This window comes from Desulfonema magnum (assembly GCF_017377395.1).
In the GTDB taxonomy this organism is placed as follows: Bacteria; Desulfobacterota; Desulfobacteria; order Desulfobacterales; family 4be13; genus Desulfonema_C; species Desulfonema_C magnum.
The window spans coordinates 6,600,101-6,622,030 of sequence record NZ_CP061800.1 but is presented as its reverse complement, the minus strand read 5'-3'; the positions used below and the strand labels follow the sequence as shown (position 1 = coordinate 6,622,030).

The following is a 21,930-nucleotide window of genomic DNA, read 5'->3' as shown; positions in this document are numbered from 1 at the left end:
GCCAGGAAGCTGAGGCAGTTCGTTTTGGTGAGGTAAATTTTGAACGACTTGGGCAAATATTGATGAATTCAGTTCTTGGAATAAAACATTCAGACGTTTTTTTTAAATGCTGCTGATCAGCGCAACGCATTCACTTTCTTTTCCAGCTCGGCAAGCTTTTTTTTAATCTCAGGGAGTTTTGGCAGAATTCGATACACTCTCAGCCATAATCTGTGGGGCATCTCCGGAGAACCTGATACTGTTTCGCCGTCTGGCACGGATTTGACAAGTCCGGCCTGGGGCCCGACTGTAACATTATCTCCGATGGTCAGATGTCCTGACACGCCGGCCTGCCCTGCCAATACCCCGTGTTTCCCTATGGTCACGCTCCCGGAAATTCCCACCTGCGCCACAAGCACGGTGTTTTCTCCCACTGTCACATTATGCGCAATATGAACAAGGTTATCGGTCTTAACACCGGTTTTTATCCAAGTCTCACCAAATGTGGCTCTGTCAATGGTGTTTCCTGCGCCGATTTCCACATCATCATCAATTCGGACAATACCCGTATGAGGAATTTTGACATATTTCTCCCCGTCAGGAGCAAACCCAAAACCATCGCTTCCGATGACCGTTCCGGCATGAATTGTCACCCGGTCGCCAATCCTGCAACGGTCCAGAATCGTCACATTAGGCCAGACACGGACATCATTTCCCATCACCACATTATCCCCGATCACTGTATTGGGCTGAAGCGTCACCCGGTCACCCAGGGTCACATTATCTCCGATAACAACAAAAGGTCCGATGGAAACATCTTTGCCGAATTTAAAATTTTTTCCGATACAGGCATTCGGGTTTATAGAGCTTTCCGGTGCTGAAGCCGGATAAAATATCTCCAAAGTCTTAACAAAAGCAACCTGCGGATTTTTTACAATGACTGTGCCTTTTGAACACGCGTGAGATAAAAAATTCTGAGGAACAATAACAGCCCCGGCCCCGGTTTTATCTATTTTTTTCAGGAATTTTGAACCGGATGCATAAGTTATATCATCACAACCCGCGTTTTCAAAAGGGGCAGCCCCCCGAATGGTTTTATCAGCATCGCCCCTGACTTCACCATCAACGGCTTTGGCGATTTCTGCAAGTGATATTTCCATGACCTTATTACCTTTGAAAACTCTTTTTCCACATTTGAAATTGGAAATTGGAAACTGAGAACCGGATGAACTTTGGTTCCTGATTTCCAATCTCCGATTTCCGGTTCTTATTTGGCAAACTTGGCGTTATATTTTTCTATCAGTTGTTCTGTGATATCAATTGACTGGGGAGCATATAGCACCCCCATCTTTTCAATGATAAGAAGATAACCTTCCTTTTTTCCTATCTCCTGTACAATCTCAAAAACCTCCTTATTCATCTTTTTTAATTTTTCATTTTGGAACTTAAATAATTCTTCCTTATATCTCTTTTCAAGGGATTTAAGATCATACAGCTTTATATTAATTTCCCGCTTTTTACTTTCCCGCTGTTCCTTGCTCATTACCGGTGCTTCACGTTCCAGCCCTTTTTCGAGTTTCTGAATTTCGGTGGCCTTGGTTTTCAGCTCAGTCTCCATGGCTTTTCCTTTTTTAGTGATTTCAGCACGTATTTTCTTACCCGCGCTTGACAATTCACTGACTTTTTGAAGATCCACAATTGCGATCTTAGGGACATCTGCACCATAAGAAGAAAACACAAAGAAAAAAAGTAGAAAAATCGTTCCGGCAAAAATCTTTTTAAAAAATTGCATTCTTTTTATATCCTCCTTTTTTGGGTGAAACTTGAAACTCGAAACTTGGAAAATGCAGGTTTTCCAGTTCCCAGTTTCAAGTTTCAAGTTTCAAGTTTCAAGTTTCAAAACACCCCGCCCATTGTAAACTCCCATCGTCCGCTGCTGCTCTCTCCTTCTTCGGGATCGAGTATATATCCGTTTTCGATGCGAATCGGTCCCATGGGAGAATACCATCTGAAACCAAATCCTGCGCTTTCGCGCAGACTGTCAAACTCTATATCTTCGGACTTGTCATAAACATTACCTGTATCATAAAATAAAACCCCTACCAGCCCTGCTTTCTTAATCAGGGGAATCAGAAATTCAGCATTAAACTGTACAAATTTATATCCGCCGACATCCACAGTTTCGCCTTCTTCATTTTTTTCCTTCAAGGATACATCCCGCCATTCAAACCCGCGTAATGAATTCATTCCGCCCAGGTAAAACCGTTCATAATCCGGGAGCTTTCCATCATCATCATCACGGACATATCCTCCTTCGGCATGGAGAAAGCCGACAGTTCCCCAGAACAGGGGGAAATACTGCCCAAGCTCCGCGGTATATTTTGTAAAAGCGATATCCCCGCCAAGTCCGGCATATTCAGCAGTGAAACGATGATCAGCACCCTCTGTGGGATTAAACATTTTATCTCTGGAATCATAGCGCAATGTGGTGGATATGCTGCTTGTCACATTTTCTCCCTCCATGTCCTTTATGGATTCGGGGGCCTCGGCCCGGTCAATAATTTCAATATCCCCCACGTCGTAAGAATAGGAAAGATACAGCCGTGTGAAATCATAAATAAGATACCCTAATCTTACACCGCCCCCCTTGCTGTCCTTATCATAAGTATCATAATCCCTTTCCCAGTTATACAGGTCAAAACCGGCTGACAATGGAATATCAAAAAGCCAAGGTTCGGTAAAACTGAGTGTGTATCTGTTGGTGGTTCCTCCCAGTTCAGCTTTTAACTGAAGAATCTGTCCTCTTCCGAAAAGGTTTCGCTGGGAAACAGAGGCCATGGCAAAAACATTTTCCACGCTGCTGTATCCGCCGCCAAAACTGAAGGTTCCTGTGGGCTTCTCTGTCACATCCAGCCTGATGATAATCCTGTCATCGGAACTTCCTTTCAGCGTATTGAGCTTCACATCCTCGAAATAATCGAGACGCTGCAAATTACGCACGCTCCGTTTCAAATCCCGGCTGCTGTAAAGTTCCTGCTCATGAACCTTGAGCTGCCGGCGAATAATCTTATCCCGTGTTTTTGTGTTCCCGCTGATAATAATTTTTTCGATGTAAACCCGTTTGTCCTTTTCAATATGATAGGTAATATTAATAGTTGATTTTGCAATATTTTTATCAAGCCTGGGAGTGATATTCGCATAGGCATATCCCTGGTCCGCATAGATATCCGCAAGAAGAAGCACATCATTACGCAGAACATCCTCATTATAAAGGGGCTCTTTGGTAATCTTCAGGGGCTTTATAAGTTCTTCCCTGGACAGAACAAGATCACCGCCAATATCCACCTTTCCTATTTTGAACTGCGGGCCTTCATCAATTTTTATCGTGATATATATCCACTCTTCCCGGTATTCGACCTGGGGTTCTCCGATTCTGGCCTGGGCATATCCGTTATTGCGATAAAAAGCGGAAAGCCTCACAACATCCTGTTCCAGTTCCTCACTGTTAAACTCCCCCGATGATGTCAGCCATGACCAGAACCCCTTTTCCGAAGTTTTCATCACTTTCTTCAGCTCTTTGTCACTATACGCGCTGATTCCTGCGAAGGCTATCTCTTTAATACGGATTTTTTTACCTTCTTCAATGACAAATTCCAGATCCGCCTGATTATTGTCAAGTTGTCTGATATCATAAGCAATGCTGACATTATGGTAATTTTTATCTTTGTAAAGCGACTCTATTCGTTGAATATTGCTCTGTATTCTGAAAACATTCAGGGTCTGTCCTGTCTTTATGTCCAGAGCGTCTCTGATTTCTTTATCTTCAAATATTTTATTTCCCTTGATGCGGATGTGCCGAAGCGTGGATTTTTCCTGTACCCTGAATGTGATGATTTTTCCCTCACGGGTCTCCCGGGCCTCGATTCGGATATCATCAAAATATCCCATGGAATAAACTGCTTTAAGGTCTTCGGAAAGGCTTTTGGCAAGGTAAGCATTACCCGGCTTTGTTTTTATCATTCGTTTAATGGCATCTGTCTCTATGCGCCGGTTTCCGGTGACAAGGACCCGGGCAACCTTTTCCCGCTTAAAAATTTTTATGCCAAACTCACTCGCAAGTTTTTTCACGGTTACAGGGAGATTCTCAATGCTCTCACCTTCCACAAAAAAAGCGCTTATCGGCTCCCGGTTAAGTGTATCCATCATATTTGAATCAAGGCTGAATTTTTGGCCGATCCGGGTCAGACTTCCCCATATGACATAATCCGCGCCATTTCTGATGCCGATCTTTCGGATGTCATGCTTAGAAAGGGAACGCGGTCTGCTTATCTTTACTTTATCTGCTTCTACGACAACAGCGCCTTCCTGTTTCATATAATTTCCGATCACTTCCGGAATTTTGGTTTGCAAATATGAAATATTCTCTGAAGCATAAATTTCAAAAGGCAGCACAACAATTTTCGGTGCCTGGAATTCAGTGCCCCGGATTCGGGATTTGTTTTCCGCCGAACATATTGTAGTCGAAAAACAGCTTATGATTGCAATAATGATTAAACGTTTCAGCATGGAAGTCTCCCTGGATTAACTATTGGAAATTATGAAAGAAGCAATTTTCAATTTTCAATTTTCAATTCCCAATTCCCAATTCTCAATTCTCAATTCTCAATTTTCAATTTTCAATTCCCAATTCCCAATTCCCAATTTTCAATTTTCAATTTTCAATTTTCAATTTTCAATTTTCAATTTTCAATTTTCAATTTTCAATTTTCAATTCTCAATTTTCAATTTTCAATTTTCAATTCTCAATTCTCCATCCGCAATTGTCACACGGCGTGACATATACGCTGCAAGTTCCATATTGTGTGTCACCACAACCATGGTCATATGGTATTCCTGATTTAACTCAAGGAACAACTCATGAACCTGTTCACTGTTTTTTTTATCCAGATTGCCAGTAGGCTCATCCGCCAGAAGAATCGCAGGTTTGAGAACCAAAGCTCTTGCCAAGGCGACCCGTTGCTGTTCCCCTCCTGAAAGTTCCCCCACCCTGTGGAACAACCTGTTTTTCAGTCCTACCCGGATAAGGATTTCTTTGGCAGCTTCGCCCGCGTGCTGCTTGCTGAGTCCTTTGATCATCCCCGGTATCATGGCGTTTTCAAGGGCGCTGAACTCCGGCAAAAGATGATGGAACTGGAAAACAAACCCCACAGACTCGTTGCGAAATTTTGCCAACTGGCTATTATTGAAAAGAAAAACATTCTCATTTCGAAATAAGACCGTGCCGCTGTCAGGGCGGTCAAGGGTCCCGATGATGTGGAGAAGCGTGGATTTGCCGATCCCGGACGCTCCCACAATCGCCACTGTCTCACCTTCATCCAAATCAAAATCCAGGTTTTTTAAAACATCAATACGAGGATCCCCTGATGACTGAGGAGCAGGGCCTGTCTTATGGCGGTCTTCAATCGCGCTGAAGCTCTTACAGAGTCCCCTTACATTAATTAAAGGAACATTTGGTTTTTTGTTGTCTGTTTTCAATCTCTAATCTTTAATAACGGAGGGCCTCGACAGGGTTAAGCTTGGAAGCCTGGTGCGCCGGGTAAAGCGTTGCCAAAAAGCAGATCACCATTGCGGCGGAAGAAATGATAAACACATCCGGCATCTCAAGTTTCACCGGAAGGGCCGTGAGATAGTAAACATCTCCCGGAAGCTTAATGAATTTATAGTGTTTAAGCAATGTACACAGCAGAAACCCCAGAGATACACCTAAAAATGTGCCAATGGCACCAATGGTCATTCCTTTGACAATAAAAATTTTTTTAATATTTTTATCTGTCGCGCCCATGGCTTTTAATATGGCGATGTCCCGGGTCTTTTCCATTACCATCATAATCAGAGAACTGGCGATGTTAAAGGCCGCCACAAGGATAATTAACGCCAGAATAACAAACATCACTGTTTTTTCCAGTTTAAGCGCAGAAAACAGATTTTGGTTCATCTGCATCCAATCTTTTGCCCAGTAAGGCCATCCCAAATCTTTAACGATCTTTTCTGCAATTTTATTTGCCTCATAGACCTGAGTTACCCGGATTTCAATACCAGTTACAGATGCGCCCATTCGAAGAAGATTCTGGGCATCTTCGATGTGAATGTAGGCAAGAGAACCGTCATATTCGTACATTCCGGATTCAAAGCTCGCCAGCACCCTGAACCGTTTCATTGAAGGCATAAGGCCGATGGGAGATATCATTCCCCGGGGAGATATCAGATAAATCACATCACCTTCTGTCACGCCCAGATTTCTGGCAAGTTCCTTGCCTATGATAATTCCCGGAATTTTGGAACCAGGACGAAGAAGGCTGAAATCCGCATTCTTCCTTCGGCCCTGTGTGTTCATCTTTATTACCCGGCCCGCTGATGCGGGATCTATTCCCCTTAAAACAGCCCCGGACAAACCAGCAGCGGAACGAAGCATGATCTGGGTATAAACAAAAGGTGTGGCCCCCTCAACCCCGTCAGCATTTTTAAGGTATTCGAGTACACGGGGATAATCAGAAAAATTCCCTCCGTGACGCATCAGCACCGCATGGGATTCAACCCCGAGAATACGGTCTTTAAGATCAGACTCAAAGCCTGCCATGACAGCAATCACTATAATCAGCGCCATGACCCCGACCGTAACTCCCGCTATGGAAAGGATGGTAATTAATGAGATAAATGTCTGTTTCTGTCTGGTCCTGAGATAACGACCGCTTATAAATAGCTCAAATGACATATAGATTTTTTATCAGACTCCCGTATAAATCAGTTGCCAGTTCTTAGGGATTTCCTCAAAAATAAAATACCCGAAAATGTGGAAAAGTAGGGTGGGTGGAGCGAAGCGGAACCCACCTTGTGCGGTGGGTTCCGCTTCGCTCCACCCACCCTACTTTTTTTATCAGGTATATTATTTATTTTGAGTTCCCTTATCACTCGATAATCAAGCTTTTTGACCTGGTTCGGACAAAAAATTTGTGATTCTGTTCGACAACCCGACTGAGCCTGCCGAAGTCTGCGAAAGCAGGAATGACAGCAAAAAAACTTGATTACCGAGTATCAAATGCACGTTTCCGAAGCAACCGTCTCCCCGTCTGCCAAGTGAGACGCTGTTTTGTCATGACAGTCTCAGCAAATCGAAAATGATTCAAAATTCAGGCCCTGTTCACAGTTCCGCGTTCAGACTCTGTAAAAAAGATGGCTGCATGTGACAGACCGCCTCAAAGCAGAACAGCGAATTTTTTCAATCTGGTGATTCTGAAAGCTGAAAACTGATGGCTGATCACTGCATAAAACAGCAAAGACCGGTTCATTTTTCAGGATAAAAGCCTTTTTTTGCCTGTGAACAAAGACAAGAACCTAAATTTTTTGAAAAAAACTTAGGTTCTGATAAAAAAATAAGCTTATTTTAATAAGCTATCTGTAGAAAAATGTCAAGATTAAGTTGCCGGCCCCCCGGATTTTATAAAAATTTTACTGAATTTTACAGACACCCCGCGTGAAAATATCAGCAGAATCAGAAATCAGGAACCAGCAGTTTAAAATCATTATCACGTTTGTCAGACCGAACCAGGACGCTTTAATTTCAACGTAAACGTTGTCCCCCTGCCGACTTCGCTCTCAACATCAAGTCTGCCATCACATGATTCTACGATGCGATGCACAATGGAAAGCCCGAGACCTGTTCCGCTGTTTTTTTTTGTAACAAAGGGGTCAAAAATGGTTTTAAGAACCTCATCTGACATGCCGCATCCAGTGTCAGCAATACTGATGTCCGCATACTCTTTTGACAGATACATTTTAATACTGATCAGCCCGTTATCTTCAATGGCCTCGGCCGCATTTAAAAGAAGGTTCCATAAAATTTGGCGTAAATGAGCCGGATCCATTTCGACCCGGACTCCGGAAAAAATTTCTTTTACGATTGAAATCCTCTCACAACAGTTCGTGTCTTTTTCAAAAAGTGACACTGTTTCTGTCAGGGCATCACCCAGATCAAAAATTTCAACCCTGCCCGCGGGAGGTTTTGCAAATAAAAGAAAATCACTTACAAGGGAGTTCAGACGATCTGCTTCACGGAGAACAATATGCATGAGTTTGTCACGCTCCGAATCATAAGGAATATCATCTTGCAGCAATTGTACTGACCCCCTGAGAGAAGCCAGCGGATTTTTGATTTCATGGGCCAGACCTGCGGCCATCTCACCCACGGCTGCCATTTTTTCAACCCGCTTCACATGAGCTTCCATATCCAGGAGTTCTTTTTTGCTTTTTTTTGTCTGCTCTGATAAAAGGCTGCTCAGAAAGGCCACCGCAAAACATGCCACCATGGTCATGGTGATTTTATAAAAAACATGGCTCATGTTATACTCAACAATGATAAGATTTCTTTCCATCCCGAACGGTTTGAGGATGCCGTAAAATTCAAGATCAATCATCGCGCCGTACTGTATGCTGGAAAGGGCAGCCATGACCATGCTCCCTTTCCTGAAAAGGAGTATGCTCGCGTAGATAATTACAACAAGATAGAGAAAAGAAAAGACACTTGAAAAACTGCCTGTCATAAAAATTATCAGGCTGACAACAAATGTGTCTATGCTGATCTGTATGTAGGTAAAAAGGGGAAGTGTAAGTTTCTTTTTCCTGGTTCCGGGCTCTCGGCCGGAGGGAGGGGGGGCTTCCGGATCAAGAAAAAATTTCAGGATCATTGTATAGCAAAATGAAAGGATAAAAATACCGGCAATAAGCCCGTAAAGCGCTAAAAGCGATTCATCCAGGGGAGAAGAGGTTTCATTAAGTTGGAGAATAATGGTGGAACCCAGTAACAATGTGGTAAAAATGACCCGGAAAAACATGAGCCATTTCAGCTTCTGATAAAAATCACTATTGAAATTCATTACAGATGAAGATTTAAAATTGAAAGTTTGAAGTGTGAACTCAGACAATTTCCGGAAAAGAATATTACACATCGGTATGCTCATTTTCGGAAACTCGCCTGAGTATCAGGATAAAAATGGCGAAAACCTTATGCACAGATACTTATACCGCACCGGCCATTGAGAATATGGGAAGATACATTGCGACAACCAGGGTTCCGATGGTTCCGCCCAGAAATACCATCATCAGAGGCTCTATCATTTCAGTCATGCCGGTTACTGCCTCGTCAACCTCATCATCATAAAAATCAGCAATTTTTTCCAGCATAATATCAAGAGCACCGGTGGCCTCGCCCACTGAAATCATCTGGCAGACCATTGAAGGAAAAACCCCGCTTTCTTCAAGCGGATCAGCCATTGTACGGCCTTCTGAAATAGCGGCACGGACATCATATATTGTGGCCTCGACGGTTTTGTGGCCCGCTGTTTTTGCCACAATTTCAAGCGCGTCCAGAATAGCAACCCCGCTTTGCAGCATTGTGCCCATGGTACGTGTGAACTTGGCCACGGCAATCTTGCGAATCAGCATTCCCATTACCGGAATACTGAGCATGAGATCATCTATCACAATATGCCCTTTTTCGGTTTTATATACCTTCTTAAGAGTAATAATAAATCCGGCCAGACCAACTCCGATAAAAAGAAAATTCTTCTTTGCGAACTCACTCATATCTACAACTACCTGAGTCAGAGCCGGAAGCTCTCCTCCCAGACCGGCAAACATATCCTGAAACACAGGAATAACAAAGACCAGCAGAACCATGACGACAATGAATGCCACACACATGGTGATGATCGGATACATCATAGCACTTTTTACCTGGGCTTTGAGCTTCGCCGCTTTTTCCATATGTTCGGAAAGACGCCGCAAAATGGTATCAAGGATACCCCCGGTTTCACCTGCTTCCACCATATTTGCAAAAAGTTCGTCAAACTGGTCAGGATATTTTTTCAAAGATTCGGCAAGGGTGTTCCCGCTTTCCACGGACACTTTTATGTCTTTCAATACTTTTTTAAAAGTGGGATTTTCCGCCTGGGAGGAGAGTATGTCAAGACATTGGATAATGGGAAGCCCCGCGTCAATCATGGTGGAAAACTGTCTGCACCAGACAATGACATCTTTTGTTTCAACTTTTGGCTGAAGAAAAGCAATGTTCTCAAACGGGTCTTTGGGCTTTTCCTTAATGCTATAATTAATAATCCCGCGCTTTTTCAGATAGGCTTCCACTGGCCTTTCATCTGTTGCTTCCATCTTGCCTTTAAAGGTCTTATTTCTCTTAGGGTCTTTTCCTTTCCACAAATATTCTTTTACATCTGCCATGACCGGCCCTCCTTACGATTTGGCGCATCTGGAAAATTTTTAAAAATTTAAAAAATATCAGAAGATAATATGTCGGTATAATATAGAAATATCAGTTACAGTTGTAATCATTATTTTATCTGAGTTACAGCGGATATCACAGCGTAACCTGCTGAGATTATATAATGATGAGTGAATATCTGTCAGGGGTGCGATTCCTGTTGTCAAAAGATGGAGGTAAAATACAAGTCTGTCCCTGCATATTTAAATAATTTAACTTAAAAAATTTTGATGATCAAGTGTTTTGTTCTTTACACAGAAAATAATAACAGCCGTCCTCGCTACAAGGATTTCATATAAGAAACGCTCATAAAAAACCCGGGTTTTTCACCCCCGGTCATAAAAATATGTGGTGAAAACAGACAAAAAACCCGGGTTTTCCAAATATATTTTCATGCTAAAAGGATTAAACCTTCTCTTTATACAAAATACCTGTGGCGACATGTCAGAGGCGGAAGACAATATTGGCCGGGCTGAAAAATCCCCGTCTGAAAATGGTCAGCAGGGCGGACACAAAAAGCCTTGCATAGCTGCAATCAAACAGATTATAAGCAATTCAGACTCTCCGAAGCAGTGCATCACCACGTCAGACTTGGAAAGTTTTTAAATTTTCAGATATAGAATTCCCTGAAAAACTAAAAAAGGGGTATTTTTCAAATCCCCTCTGAGATGCGGGGTGGGTAAGGTAAATCCAAACCCACCCTTGAATATTGCCTGTCATTTGTCTTTTTTTTTACCAGTTCTCACCCAAAAGCTCAAAATAGCTCCGGGGATGCACACAGGCAGGACACATCTCCGGCGCTTCTTTTGCTGAATGCAGATAACCGCAGTTACGGCATCGCCACACAACTTCCTGATCCCGTTTAAAAACTCTGTCAGCCTTGATATTAGCCGCGAGATCACGGTATCGCTTTTCATGCTGTCTTTCAGCAACAGATATGGCCTGAAATGTGTCTGCTGCCCGGGTAAAGCCCTCTTCGGTCGCTATTTTGGCAAAATTAGGATACATCTCCGTATGCTCGTAGCGTTCACCGTCGGCAGCAGCGATCAGGTTATCATATGTGTTGCCGATGACACCCGCGGGAAAGCTCCCGGTAATTTCCAGTTCACCGCCATTGAAAAACTTGAAGAACCGTTTCGCGTGTTCTTTTTCCTGGTTTGCTGTCTCTTCAAAGATATCTGCAATCTGCATGAAACCGTCTTTTCTTGCCTGGCCGGCAAAGTAAGTATAACGGTTTCGTGCCTGGGATTCCCCTGCAAAAGCAGTCAGCAGATTCTTTGCAGTCTGACTTTCTCTGAATTTTCCCATCCTGGCTTTCTCCTTCCCTGTAATGGCCGCGACTATTCCTCTATGGTAATCGCATTGGCCCCGCATTCTTCTGCTGCCTGTTTTGTACGAGCCTCATACTCTTTCGGGATTTCGTCAAACTGAACAATTGACATCAGTTCATCTTCGTCATACTTGAAGACCTCCGGGCAAACCATGTTGCAGTTTCTGTCTCCCATACATGCTCCTTTGTCCACTCTTGCTTTCATGTTTACCTCCTTGAACAGATAAAGATGGTTAATTTATTGTAAAGCTTAAACTTCCCTCTGTCTCTTTGTTTACAATAAGTTGCATTTCAATGCAAGCTTAAATATTAATAAAAATCCGATATTTTTTTATTCTGTTTTTATAGGCATATTTCGGATCAGTCAGGTTTGTATGCTTTGCCCAGCGCGCTTGGCGCATTTCCTGAAAAAATTTTAAGCGCGGATTTCATCCGTTTTTTTTCTTCTGCCCAGTTCATCACAGATTCTTTTTGGACAAAATACATGAGCAAAAGGGTAAAGATCATCAGCGGAAACGGCGCGACTTGGAAAACCTGGGCAGGCACAGAAGGGATCCATCCCTGAAAATAAATACCTAAAATCTGTAAAAAGGAAAAAAGATAAGCGCCCGCGGCTGCCTTTACCGGATTCCACCCGCCAAAAATGACAATTGCCAGAGCAATCCATCCTGTTCCTTCCGCTCCCTGGGGACGCCCCCATCCTGGTTTGGCAGAAAGGGAAAAGGCCGCGCCTGCAAGTCCGACCAGCAAGCCGCCGCATACCGCATACAATATTTGTGCCTTTTGCGGATTTATTCCTCTGGCGTAAGCAGAAGCAGGATGTTCTCCCACAGCCCTCAGTTGCAAACCCAAAGGTGTGCGATAAATATACCACCAGCAGAAACCAATAAAAAACAGACTGAGATAAACCAGAAGATTATGATTAAAAAAGATCAGACCGAGAAAAGGAATCTCTTTGAAAAGCGGAATCGGAAGGGGCGTAACCTGGGGGCCCTGAAGACGGGAATAAGAATTTCCCAGAAAATACGCCAGATCACGAGTCATGAGGGTCAGAACAAATCCCACCGCCACCTGGGACTGACCGAGATAACTACTGAAAATACCGACAATAGCTGCAACCGCAGCGCCAACCACTGCCCCTGACACAACCCCCATGACAAGACTGTCTGTTTCATAAGCAACAGCGAAAGCAGTCATTGCGCTCAGTAATATGGAGCCATCCAAAGAAAGATTGATGAGGCCGGCTTTTTCCGTAATTGTCTCTCCGAGAGCAGCTAAAACAACAGGAGCGGCCCCCGCGATAACACTGGCAAATAGTATCGTCAAATTCAGATCATTCATAAGTTTCCAGTTTCAAGCCTCAAGTTTCAAGTTTCAAGTTTCGCCATGCGTGTACGGCAAGTGTTGCCAAAACCAGGGTTCCCTGTATGACACCGCTTAATGATGAATCTAATTGAAGTACCATGGGGAGTTGAATACTTCCGATATTCAGGCAGGCAAAGAAAAAGGCAACTGCGGGAACAATCCGGACATTGTAATTGGCGAGCATGACCACAAGCAGGGCCAGATAACCGTAGTTGCCGGAGATGGCAGGCAGAAGGCGATGATAGATCCCGGTCACCTGAATGCTTCCGGCAAGACCGGCAAATCCTCCGGCGAATATCATGGCAAGGAGCATATATCTGTCAGGTTTTAATCCGAACAGGTATGCCGCATGAGGGTTGTTTCCGATGGCTCTCAGACTTAAACCGATCCGGGCATAACGCAACATGAATGCTGTCACTCCTATGGCAATCAAAGCTAAAAAAAGGCCCGCAGGAGAAAGACGGATGAAGGACAGATAAGACAGCCATAATTTTGGCGGAAAAAGTTCTGTCCCGCTCATGGAGGCGATGCCGGGCCGTTTCCACGGACCAAATATAAGCCAGAGGATAAGCCCCTGAGCCACAAAATTAAGTCCGAGACCTGCGAAAATTTCATTCACGCCTCCTTTTGTCTTTAAACTACCTGCAATCATCGCCCATACAGCTCCGCCAATCGCTCCGGCAATAAAAGACAATGTTAAAAAAAAGACCGGCATATCGCTTTCAACACCGAAGCGAAGAAGGAATGTTGTGAAAACAGCGCCCATCATCATCTGTCCTTCGATGCCGATATTCCAAAGACCGATTCTGAAGGTATAGAGAAGACCGCATGCACAAAGCGTGAGGGGAATCCATGTGGTTATCACATGGGCGACCTTCACCCATGATCCCAATGATCCCTTGACAATGTGATAATAAGCCTCAAACGGCGGCGCTCCCACGAGATGAAGAATGAGGGTGGTGAAGAAAAATACCGCAAGCAGCGTCAGTATGAGTTCGCAGGCATATCGGAATATTTTCATAGTAATTCCCGTTATCAGGATCAGCCTTACTTTTTAAAATTCTGAATTCAGAAAGCCCCTGATAGCGAAAGCAGGCTGAAGCCAGCTGATTCTCACGCCACGCTTCAGCGCACTTTTGCTTTCAGCCGGAAAACTGATCTCGTAACTTTTGCAAACCCTTGTGTTATAAAAATTTCAACTGATTTTTCATGGCTTCATGAGAAGTATTCCCCAATTTATATAACAACTTGCGAAGCGCTTCACCTACGGGGATCTGCTTTGAAGCAAAAATTCCCCAATGTTCCCGCTTTTCATTAACATACTGGTTATGCAGGATAACAAAATTTTTAACATTGAAGCTGAACAGGCATCGTTTTTGAAAGACAGCCATTGCCAACTGTTCGGCATCGCTTTTGCCCTTGCGCTTCATTTCCTGTATATGAACAACATCGTATCCTCTTCTGTGAAGAGAATCGGCCAAAGCCAAATGAACATCCTCATCCAGTAATAATTTAATCTTCATTGGTTTTCGCCCCATGATAAGACTTGCTCTTTCCAATAATTTTCATCAGATACTTCTGTAAGATCAGCGTCAATTTCTTCCTGATGATCGAAATAGTAGGCTAAGGCCGCATGTACCTGGGATGGTGTCAGATGAGAGAGACTGTTCAGTATCTCATCCACACTCATCCCCATCTGATAATACCCTGCAATGCAACGCACGGTGATTCGGGTTCCCTCAATTAAAGGAACTCCTCCGGCAATGTTCGGGTCTGATCCGATATAAGGATAAGTTTGATTTTTTAAAGCTACGCTCAATATTAAGCTCCTTTCTCTGAGTCTTCTTTGATTTTGGTTTCAAATCACCCTGTTTTTTCTCCTCAGTTTCCAATTTTCCCTGCAATGGCCATCCCCAGCTCATTGACATCTGTTTCATCTGTCTTTACATCTTTGATAATTTTTCCGTCAAAAAACACAGCCACACGATCCGCAATCATGAGAATTTCATCAAGTTCCGAAGATGAAAAAACAATGCTTGTGCCGCGTTCACAATATGTTCGGAGATGCTGCCACACCCAGTGAGCAGATTCCGGATCAAGTCCTCTGGTGGGATTTTCAAGGAGAAGAAGGAGAGAATTTTCAGGTAAAAATGAGAGGAGAAGGCGCTGCTGGTTCCCGCCGGAAAGAGATTCCACAGTGGATTCCGGTGTTCCCGTGATGCGAAATTTTTTAATCTGCGCGTTTGCCTTTTGGAATGCCTCTGCCCATCTCACAAAAAAGCCTTTACGATTCTCTAAAAGCGCAAAATGTTCTGCAAGGGTTAAGCCCGGTATCAGCCCCTCTTCAAGCCGGGATCCCGGAAGGAAGTTCACCTGTGCCTGTTTAAATGCGTGGTGATCTTTTCCGTTCATTTTCATATCCTGAAGATAGAGTTCTCCTTTGAACGGCACCTTTAATCCAGCGGCAATGCGAAGGAAAACGCCCTGACCGCTTCCCTCCAGTCCGGCCAGTCCCACCACCTCTCCCTGACGGATGACGGTGTTACAATTTTTAAGCCCTGCACGGCCGCCCCGGGCGGAAACGCCTTTCATGACAAAAAGTTCTTCTCCGGATCCCAAACATGAGCAGGACGGAGGGAGCGGCGGCGTGCCAAACATCATTTCCAGCAAGATTTTTGTATCAAAGGGTTTGTTCATTTCTCCGGCGACCGTTCCCTGACGCAGAACCGTAATCTTGTCGCACAACGCGTCCGCGTCTTCCAGCTTGTGAGACACAAGTATGACACTTTTTCCTTGTGATGCCAGTTTGTTCAGCGACTGAAAAAGAATATCTTTCTGTGTCTCAGATATGCCGGTGGTGGGTTCGTCAAGGATCAGCACCCGGATTCCCAACGCCAGAAGCCTCAGCATTTCAAGTTGCTGTCTCTCACCGATGGTCAGGTTTCTGACAGGGACATCCGGATTCAGTGTAAAATTGAAATGGCCTGCAATCTGTTCAAATTGCCTTCTGAATGTATTCCTGTGATTTGCAAAACCGTTTGTCTGACCCAGCATGAAGTTGTCCAGAACTGACAGAAGCGGAAAATCAAGCGGTTCCTGGTACAGCATCCCAATGCCCAGATTTGAAGCCTGAGCAGGTGTCCGGTAGTCGGTCGGAGAGCCACCTGCCCAGACAGTTCCGCTTGTTTTTCGGATGTAACCTGCCAGAATTTTCATCAATGTGCTTTTTCCGGCACCGTTTTCACCCAAAATGCCATGTATCGTGCCTGGGGCAATGGTCAGGCTCACGCCATTATTGGCTTTCACCGGTCCGTAATGTTTGTGGATGTTTTCAAGGACGATATGCATCTTAAACGATATCCTGTAAATCTGCTTTTCAATATTCCCAAAATGCTCAATGCTCGCCTGGAATTGACAAACCCCAGGCATTTTCGGCGGATTTCCCAATCCCCCGGGAGCATCTCAGGATCATTTTCAATCTGCCATGCAGTTATTTTGCGCTGCTTTGCCCCGTCATCCCGTTTAAGAGCTGGCGCATATACCAAATTTGCTTATCTGTGGCAGTTTCGCCATGTTTGAGAAATACGCTGCCATCCTGATAAGAAAGCGGCCCCTTGAACAAATTCAGCTTACCGGTTCCCATATCTCTGATAAACATATCCAAATGCTGTTTTGCGGATGATGACAGGGCAGGCCCGGGGGCAAAGCCTATGGTGCTGGTATCATGATTGTTAATATCTTTCCAGTCCGGTCCTTCCCAAAGCCATTGGGATTTCCAAATTCCGGCCATTGACGCCCTGACAAGCCGGACATATGACGGTCCCCAGTTAAAATAGGGAACCCCCAGACACACATCAGAAGCTCCCTCACATGCGCCTTCATAATCATACGGTATGCCCCAGACTTCTTTCCCCTCTTTGCGTTTCTGTCTTGCAACAACAACACTTTCTGTTGTGTCAATACCTGAAACAAGGACATCATATCCCGTGTTGAAAAAATTCTGAGCCACCTGGGTGGGATCCGCGGTCACACCGGGGATGTTGAACCAGAAACCTATCCAAGTGACCTGAAATTTCAATGCTTCAGGGTTTTTGTTCAGCACCTTGTCCCAGGCATATCTCGCACCCAGGTAGCATGATGCGGCAAGGCGCCGGGTTTCCTCGTTGATCAGAGGGCCAAGATAGCCGATCTTACCGGTCTTTGTGGTCAGAGCCGCGACAAATCCTGCCATCATTTTTCCATATTCCATGCGGCCGAACAAGTTGCTGAGATTCTTGGGCGATTTTCCGGTCAGCACATCATCCCCGGAACAATGAACAAAATGAATATCCGGATGAATGGTCGCGGCTTCCCGAATGCCGTCTTTCATGTCATCTGAATTGGCAATGATGAGTTTTGCCCCTTTTTCCACCATGTCATCCACCAACTGGGGAATGGTAATCCCCGGACGGTCCGCGGGATTTACCTTGTCAATGTAGATCATCTTTGTCCCGGGAACTGTTTTTTCAACATATTTTCCTCCTTCATAATGGGCCTGACTGTATCCCCTGTCATTGTATGGCCCCACAAAAAGCAATCCGAAAATATAAGGCTTGTCAGCCCCGAAAGCATCTCCGGGGGATAAGGGTGACAAAGACAGAAGAAAACAGACCATGCACAGCGTCAATCCAATTTTTTAACCATATTTCCTCCTTTATTTAAAGTTTGCCAGATCGTTAATGATATATAGATGTTAAGAAAATATCTGTCAGTCCGGAGTGCCAAACTTGCAGTTTGGCAGAAGTGTCCGGTTTCCGGGCATCGGAAATATTGCCAAACTGCAAGTTTGGCACTCCGGACAACCTTTTTCTTAAAGCCTGTATATAATAAAAACCGGCTTTGGGTCAAGAAAGAAGGAATATTGCAAAAAAACAAAACAACAAGAATGCCAGATAAGAAAATAATTTTTTCTTATCTGGCATTCTTTTCATTCCGATCAAATTCTATAATTTCCTATACAAAAAAAAAGCCTGATTCAAAAGCGTGCGAAAATCATTTTTCGCACTGGCTCCCATAGCAGCGTTGGGCAAACATATTCCGAATTGGAAAAACACATTATGAGAATGCTGTTTGGGAAAGGGCATTTTTCCGGAAAGCATGGCGAGACTTAATAATCCGGTCAGTCAGGAGATGACTTTCTCCATGGTCATTTCAATAAAACATTTTAAGCGTGTCAGTTTTGAAAACTATTTATTATCAGGATACTCTGATAAATTTGCTGTCACAAAGAAAGTTTACCAAGCCCGTTCTCCGTCGGGATACAGCAAGCTCAGTTTTTTCCGAAATTTCTTATAAAGCTTGCAAAGGCGACCAAGCCAAAACCTAAAAGAAGCATTGAAGCCCACTCAGAATCAGAATAGCTGACCGCATAAGATGATACGACTATTATAAAAATAAAAGCTATTATAAGCAGAACCCCTGAAAACTTTTTCATTCTTCCCCCCCTTTTTTTATAATCATTCGTTAATTGTTGAGTTAGTTTTTATTCTTTCTGTCTATATTGCTTATACAATTGAACGATTTGTTTTTTACGTCATCCCAAAAAATTTGTTTTACTTATTTTTTTAACTAATTTTTATTATTCTGTTTTCATAATCACCCCGCAACAGGAACAATCAGGCAAAAATTTTTCAAAATCTTTGTCCGCATAAACAGCCGGCAAAAAAAATCAGTCTATCCCGGGACAGTCCGGAAAATTATTCCTGGCTACTCCGGGGTCTGAATATCTGAACGATTACAAATAATTCAGTCAACTGACGTTGCTTTTATAATAAATCTTATAAAAAACAGAGGCTTAAAAAAGCTCTTTGATATTATGTTACAAAATAAAAAATCAGTCAATGGGGTAAAGGGAGTATTTTCAGGGGGACAAAAGCTACTTTTGGCTAAATCGGATGGTAATACCATTTGAGTTTTGAAATCATACTATACAAAAGCTTTATTTTGTTCTGTTGCAGATAATTGTACTTTTTCAATACTTGATTTCAATAGTGAATTGGTATAATGAATTATCAAATTATTATAGGGGGATCGGAGGCGGGAATTGAACACGGGCTCAGTTCAACGGGATTTTTAGGCGGAATAAGGTATATCCTGTTTGAAAATCATCAGGTTGTCATATCTCTGACTAAACGGATAACGGTATTTATATAAACTCCCATTGAACCGGACCAGTGCTGAAACTACAGATATCGGATCAATTCATTCCTGAAAACTGAGCATCCGACATTCGCCATCAAGTTTCGAGTTTCGAATTTCGAGTTTCAAGTTCCGAGTTTCGAATTTCGAGTTTCGAATTTCGAATTTCGAGTTTCGAGTTTCGAATTTCGGGTTTCAAGTTTCGAGTTTCGAGTTGCAAGTTTCAAACATTAATGATAATCATGTGTTCCCTGAATCACCTTAATTCCGGTATTCTTTTCCAGAATCTGTGCCATTTCATCGGCATTTGAATAAGGGCATCCAGGTTTGGCATTGACAAGACAGGAACTCAGATAAATTTTATCTGGTTTTATTTCTGATAATTTCATTGACATGCCCATGGTGGGAACTAAGGCTCTGCCCGGACATTCACATTTTACAAAAATAACGACCTGAGATGGTTCCTCAAATTTTCCCTCTCCGAGAGCTGCTGCTTTAAGACATCGCCATTCCCCGGGACATCCGTAGCCGCTGTCCATATAAGCGCCGCAACCTACAACTGCCACTTTTTCCATTTTGAACTCCTTTTTTGTTTTGTTGCATGAATTTCGTTGAAATCCAGCAAGTTGATTTATAACAATCAACAGGTGTGAAAACGATTTTTCACACTGAAAACCGGATTCAGATTGGCATATCCGAATTCGTCTATGACGAATAACAAGAATATTCTCATTAGTTCTATAAAAAAATAAATACAATTATGCAACAATTTTTTTGTTTCATCGCATATTTTTTATAAAACCAATCTGCTCAGGATCCGTTACATATGAAAGTGTCAGATATGGGCCAGCGGATCATAAAAGTTTCAATACCTGAAAAAACATTCAAATTTCATATTCCGTTGAGAGCAAAGCATGTTCAAAAAAGCGTCAAACTTACCGTTTGGCAATATGTCCACACTTTAGCGGATAAGCAAGGATTTTGTCATTAATCACAAAAATCCTTGCTTATCCATAATCCATTCAGATAGCGATAAGCATGGATTTCATAATGAATCAGACAAATCTCTGCTTATCGCTAATCCGCGCAGATCAGCATGCGGACTCAGCGGAACAAAACTCCCGGAAATCCTTTCATCAGGTAAATCAGGGTTCAGACAACCACTTTATTTCGCAGCTTATTTCTTCAAATTGTTTTCTTCAATTAAATTCAGCGGTCTGACGTCTCCTGAAGAGCTATGTGAAGCTGAAAAAGAACGCCCCCCGACAAGGGATGTCAATTTATCCACCATGCGTTTCATCTGTTCGGCGCGGACGTTCATTTCTATGGAATATGACGCAACCTGTTCAGCACTGGCTGCGTTTTGCTGAGTGAGCTGATCCATTTCGCTTATACCAATATTGACATGCTCAGTTCCCTGAGCCTGGTGATCGGATGCGGCAGCGATTTCAGCCATGAGTTCTTTCATGCTCACAGCATCCTTGGCCAGGGCCTTGAAGGCTTCAATGGTATCAGATGTAATTTTACTACCGTCTTTTATCTTCTTTACGGTCTCTTCAATGAGAGCAGACGTGTCTTTTGCGGACTTGGCAGACCGCAGCGCAAGATTTCTGACCTCATCTGCCACCACCGCAAAACCTGCCCCTGCCTCCCCTGCCCGTGCAGCTTCGACAGCCGCGTTTAAGGCCAGGAGATTGGTCTGAAATGCAATTTCGTCAATGGTTTTGACGATCTTGAAGGTCTCCTCGCTTGACTTTGAGATATCTGACATGGACGCCATGAGTTCTGTCATAAACACATCTGTTTTTTTGACCAGAACAATTAATTTTTCTACAATATCATGGGCTTCTGCCGCGCTATGTGCGTTACGCTTCGTCATGGACGACATCTCCTCAAGTGATGAGGAAATTTCTTCCACCGTGGCAGCCTGTTGCGAAGACCTGTCAGCCAGAGATCGGCTGACACACGATCTCTGGACTGCTTCGGAGACAATATCAGCCGAAAAAATCGAAAGATCTCTGATAATCCTGCTCAGAGGTCGGGTGACAGAACGCGAAATAACCAGCCAGACGGCTATTCCCACAAAACCTGCGATGCCGAAAAATATCATCACATTTATATACCGATAGCGCCGGATAAGGCTGCTGATATCCGCGAGTTCAGCCTTTAACTCATCAGAAAAATTCTGGGAAAACGCCGTAAGTCTGTCCCGAAATTCACCGGTCTGCTGACCAATGCGAAAAATTTCATCTTCCAACCCTTCTTTTTCTTCATCTTCACTTTCAAATATATCTTCCAAATCAGTACTCTTTTTCAGGTATTCCATATATACAGCTTGTGCGGCAGCATTAAAGCGTTTCAATTCTTCCGAAGTGCTGCGAACCTCATTTATTTTGTCCTTATGAATCCCTGTCAGCGTAAGAATAACCTCAAGCGCGTTTTGAACTTCATCCGCCTTTTTCCGGGCCTGTTCCATATAACCTCCCATGTTCCCGACCATAATAATGTCATTGTAATATTTTATCTGTTCCTCAAATGCGGACAGGGCAATTTTGCTTTGGCTGGAAGCCGTGAACAGATATTCTGATATACCGTAAAGACGTGACTCGGTTTCTCGTCCCAGAGTAAAAGCGACGCCTGTTGAAACAAAGTATCCAATGATCAGAATCATCAGACTCAGACCTATTTTTTGTGCGACACTTAACGATTTCCGCATGATTTAACTCCTGAGAAGGTGTTTGAAACGTCC

General features: G+C 43.5%; 18 protein-coding genes. All 18 read right to left on the bottom strand.

Annotation, left to right across the window (positions count from 1 at the left end; translation table 11 throughout):
• Positions 1-116: 116 nt before the first annotated feature.
• The 18 genes from lpxD to dnm_RS25280 all read right to left on the bottom strand — a co-directional run bounded on the left by lpxD (position 117) and on the right by dnm_RS25280 (position 21,897).
• A complete protein-coding gene (lpxD, locus tag dnm_RS25365; RefSeq protein WP_207679682.1) occupies positions 117-1,139 on the bottom strand; it encodes a UDP-3-O-(3-hydroxymyristoyl)glucosamine N-acyltransferase in 1,023 nt (340 codons plus the stop codon).
• Between the two features lie 107 nt (positions 1,140-1,246).
• Positions 1,247-1,771 carry an OmpH/Skp family outer membrane protein gene (locus dnm_RS25360; RefSeq protein WP_207679681.1) on the bottom strand — a complete coding sequence of 175 codons (525 nt, stop codon included), beginning with the start codon at positions 1,769-1,771 and terminating at the stop codon, positions 1,247-1,249.
• Positions 1,772-1,875: 104 nt separating this feature from the next.
• On the bottom strand, positions 1,876-4,545 hold the full coding sequence (gene bamA / locus dnm_RS25355) for an outer membrane protein assembly factor BamA (protein WP_207679680.1): 2,670 nt from the start codon (positions 4,543-4,545) through the stop codon (positions 1,876-1,878).
• A gap of 222 nt (positions 4,546-4,767) precedes the next feature.
• Entirely contained in the window at positions 4,768-5,514 is a 747-nt protein-coding gene (locus dnm_RS25350) for an ABC transporter ATP-binding protein (protein WP_246556088.1), read from the bottom strand.
• A 10-nt stretch (positions 5,515-5,524) separates the two neighbouring features.
• Positions 5,525-6,751 carry a lipoprotein-releasing ABC transporter permease subunit gene (locus tag dnm_RS25345; protein WP_207679679.1) on the bottom strand — a complete coding sequence of 409 codons (1,227 nt, stop codon included), beginning with the start codon at positions 6,749-6,751 and terminating at the stop codon, positions 5,525-5,527.
• 820 nt (positions 6,752-7,571) lie between these two features.
• Entirely contained in the window at positions 7,572-8,993 is a 1,422-nt protein-coding gene (locus tag dnm_RS25340) for a two-component system sensor histidine kinase NtrB (RefSeq protein ID WP_207679678.1), read from the bottom strand.
• Positions 8,994-9,051: 58 nt separating this feature from the next.
• Positions 9,052-10,269: a type II secretion system F family protein gene (locus dnm_RS25335; RefSeq protein WP_207679677.1), complete on the bottom strand. Its 1,218-nt coding sequence runs from the start codon at positions 10,267-10,269 to the stop codon at positions 9,052-9,054.
• A 772-nt stretch (positions 10,270-11,041) separates the two neighbouring features.
• Positions 11,042-11,617: a rubrerythrin gene (rbr, locus tag dnm_RS25330; protein WP_207679676.1), complete on the bottom strand. Its 576-nt coding sequence runs from the start codon at positions 11,615-11,617 to the stop codon at positions 11,042-11,044.
• Between the two features lie 32 nt (positions 11,618-11,649).
• On the bottom strand, positions 11,650-11,844 hold the full coding sequence (locus tag dnm_RS25325) for a ferredoxin (RefSeq protein WP_207679675.1): 195 nt from the start codon (positions 11,842-11,844) through the stop codon (positions 11,650-11,652).
• Positions 11,845-11,999: 155 nt separating this feature from the next.
• On the bottom strand, positions 12,000-12,980 hold the full coding sequence (locus dnm_RS25320) for an ABC transporter permease (RefSeq protein ID WP_207679674.1): 981 nt from the start codon (positions 12,978-12,980) through the stop codon (positions 12,000-12,002).
• A 19-nt stretch (positions 12,981-12,999) separates the two neighbouring features.
• Positions 13,000-14,025, bottom strand: coding sequence for an ABC transporter permease (locus dnm_RS25315; protein WP_207679673.1), 1,026 nt, complete (start codon positions 14,023-14,025; stop codon positions 13,000-13,002).
• Between the two features lie 163 nt (positions 14,026-14,188).
• On the bottom strand, positions 14,189-14,527 hold the full coding sequence (locus tag dnm_RS25310) for a DUF5615 family PIN-like protein (RefSeq protein ID WP_207679672.1): 339 nt from the start codon (positions 14,525-14,527) through the stop codon (positions 14,189-14,191).
• Positions 14,524-14,823: a DUF433 domain-containing protein gene (locus dnm_RS25305; RefSeq protein WP_207679671.1), complete on the bottom strand. Its 300-nt coding sequence runs from the start codon at positions 14,821-14,823 to the stop codon at positions 14,524-14,526. Before dnm_RS25305 ends, dnm_RS25310 begins: the two co-directional genes overlap by 4 nt.
• Positions 14,824-14,885: 62 nt before the next feature.
• Positions 14,886-16,433, bottom strand: coding sequence for an ABC transporter ATP-binding protein (locus dnm_RS25300; RefSeq protein WP_207679670.1), 1,548 nt, complete (start codon positions 16,431-16,433; stop codon positions 14,886-14,888).
• Positions 16,434-16,494: 61 nt separating this feature from the next.
• Positions 16,495-17,658 (bottom strand): BMP family lipoprotein, encoded by a 1,164-nt coding sequence (locus dnm_RS25295; RefSeq protein WP_207679669.1) that lies wholly within the window; start codon positions 17,656-17,658, stop codon positions 16,495-16,497.
• 654 nt (positions 17,659-18,312) lie between these two features.
• Entirely contained in the window at positions 18,313-18,477 is a 165-nt protein-coding gene (locus dnm_RS25290) for a hypothetical protein (protein ID WP_207679668.1), read from the bottom strand.
• A gap of 934 nt (positions 18,478-19,411) precedes the next feature.
• The gene (locus dnm_RS25285) at positions 19,412-19,756 is read right to left on the bottom strand and encodes a CGGC domain-containing protein (RefSeq protein ID WP_207679667.1); all 345 of its coding nucleotides are present in this window, start codon (positions 19,754-19,756) and stop codon (positions 19,412-19,414) included.
• A gap of 602 nt (positions 19,757-20,358) precedes the next feature.
• Entirely contained in the window at positions 20,359-21,897 is a 1,539-nt protein-coding gene (locus tag dnm_RS25280; RefSeq protein WP_207679666.1) for a methyl-accepting chemotaxis protein, read from the bottom strand.
• Between the last annotated feature and the right edge of the window lie 33 nt (positions 21,898-21,930).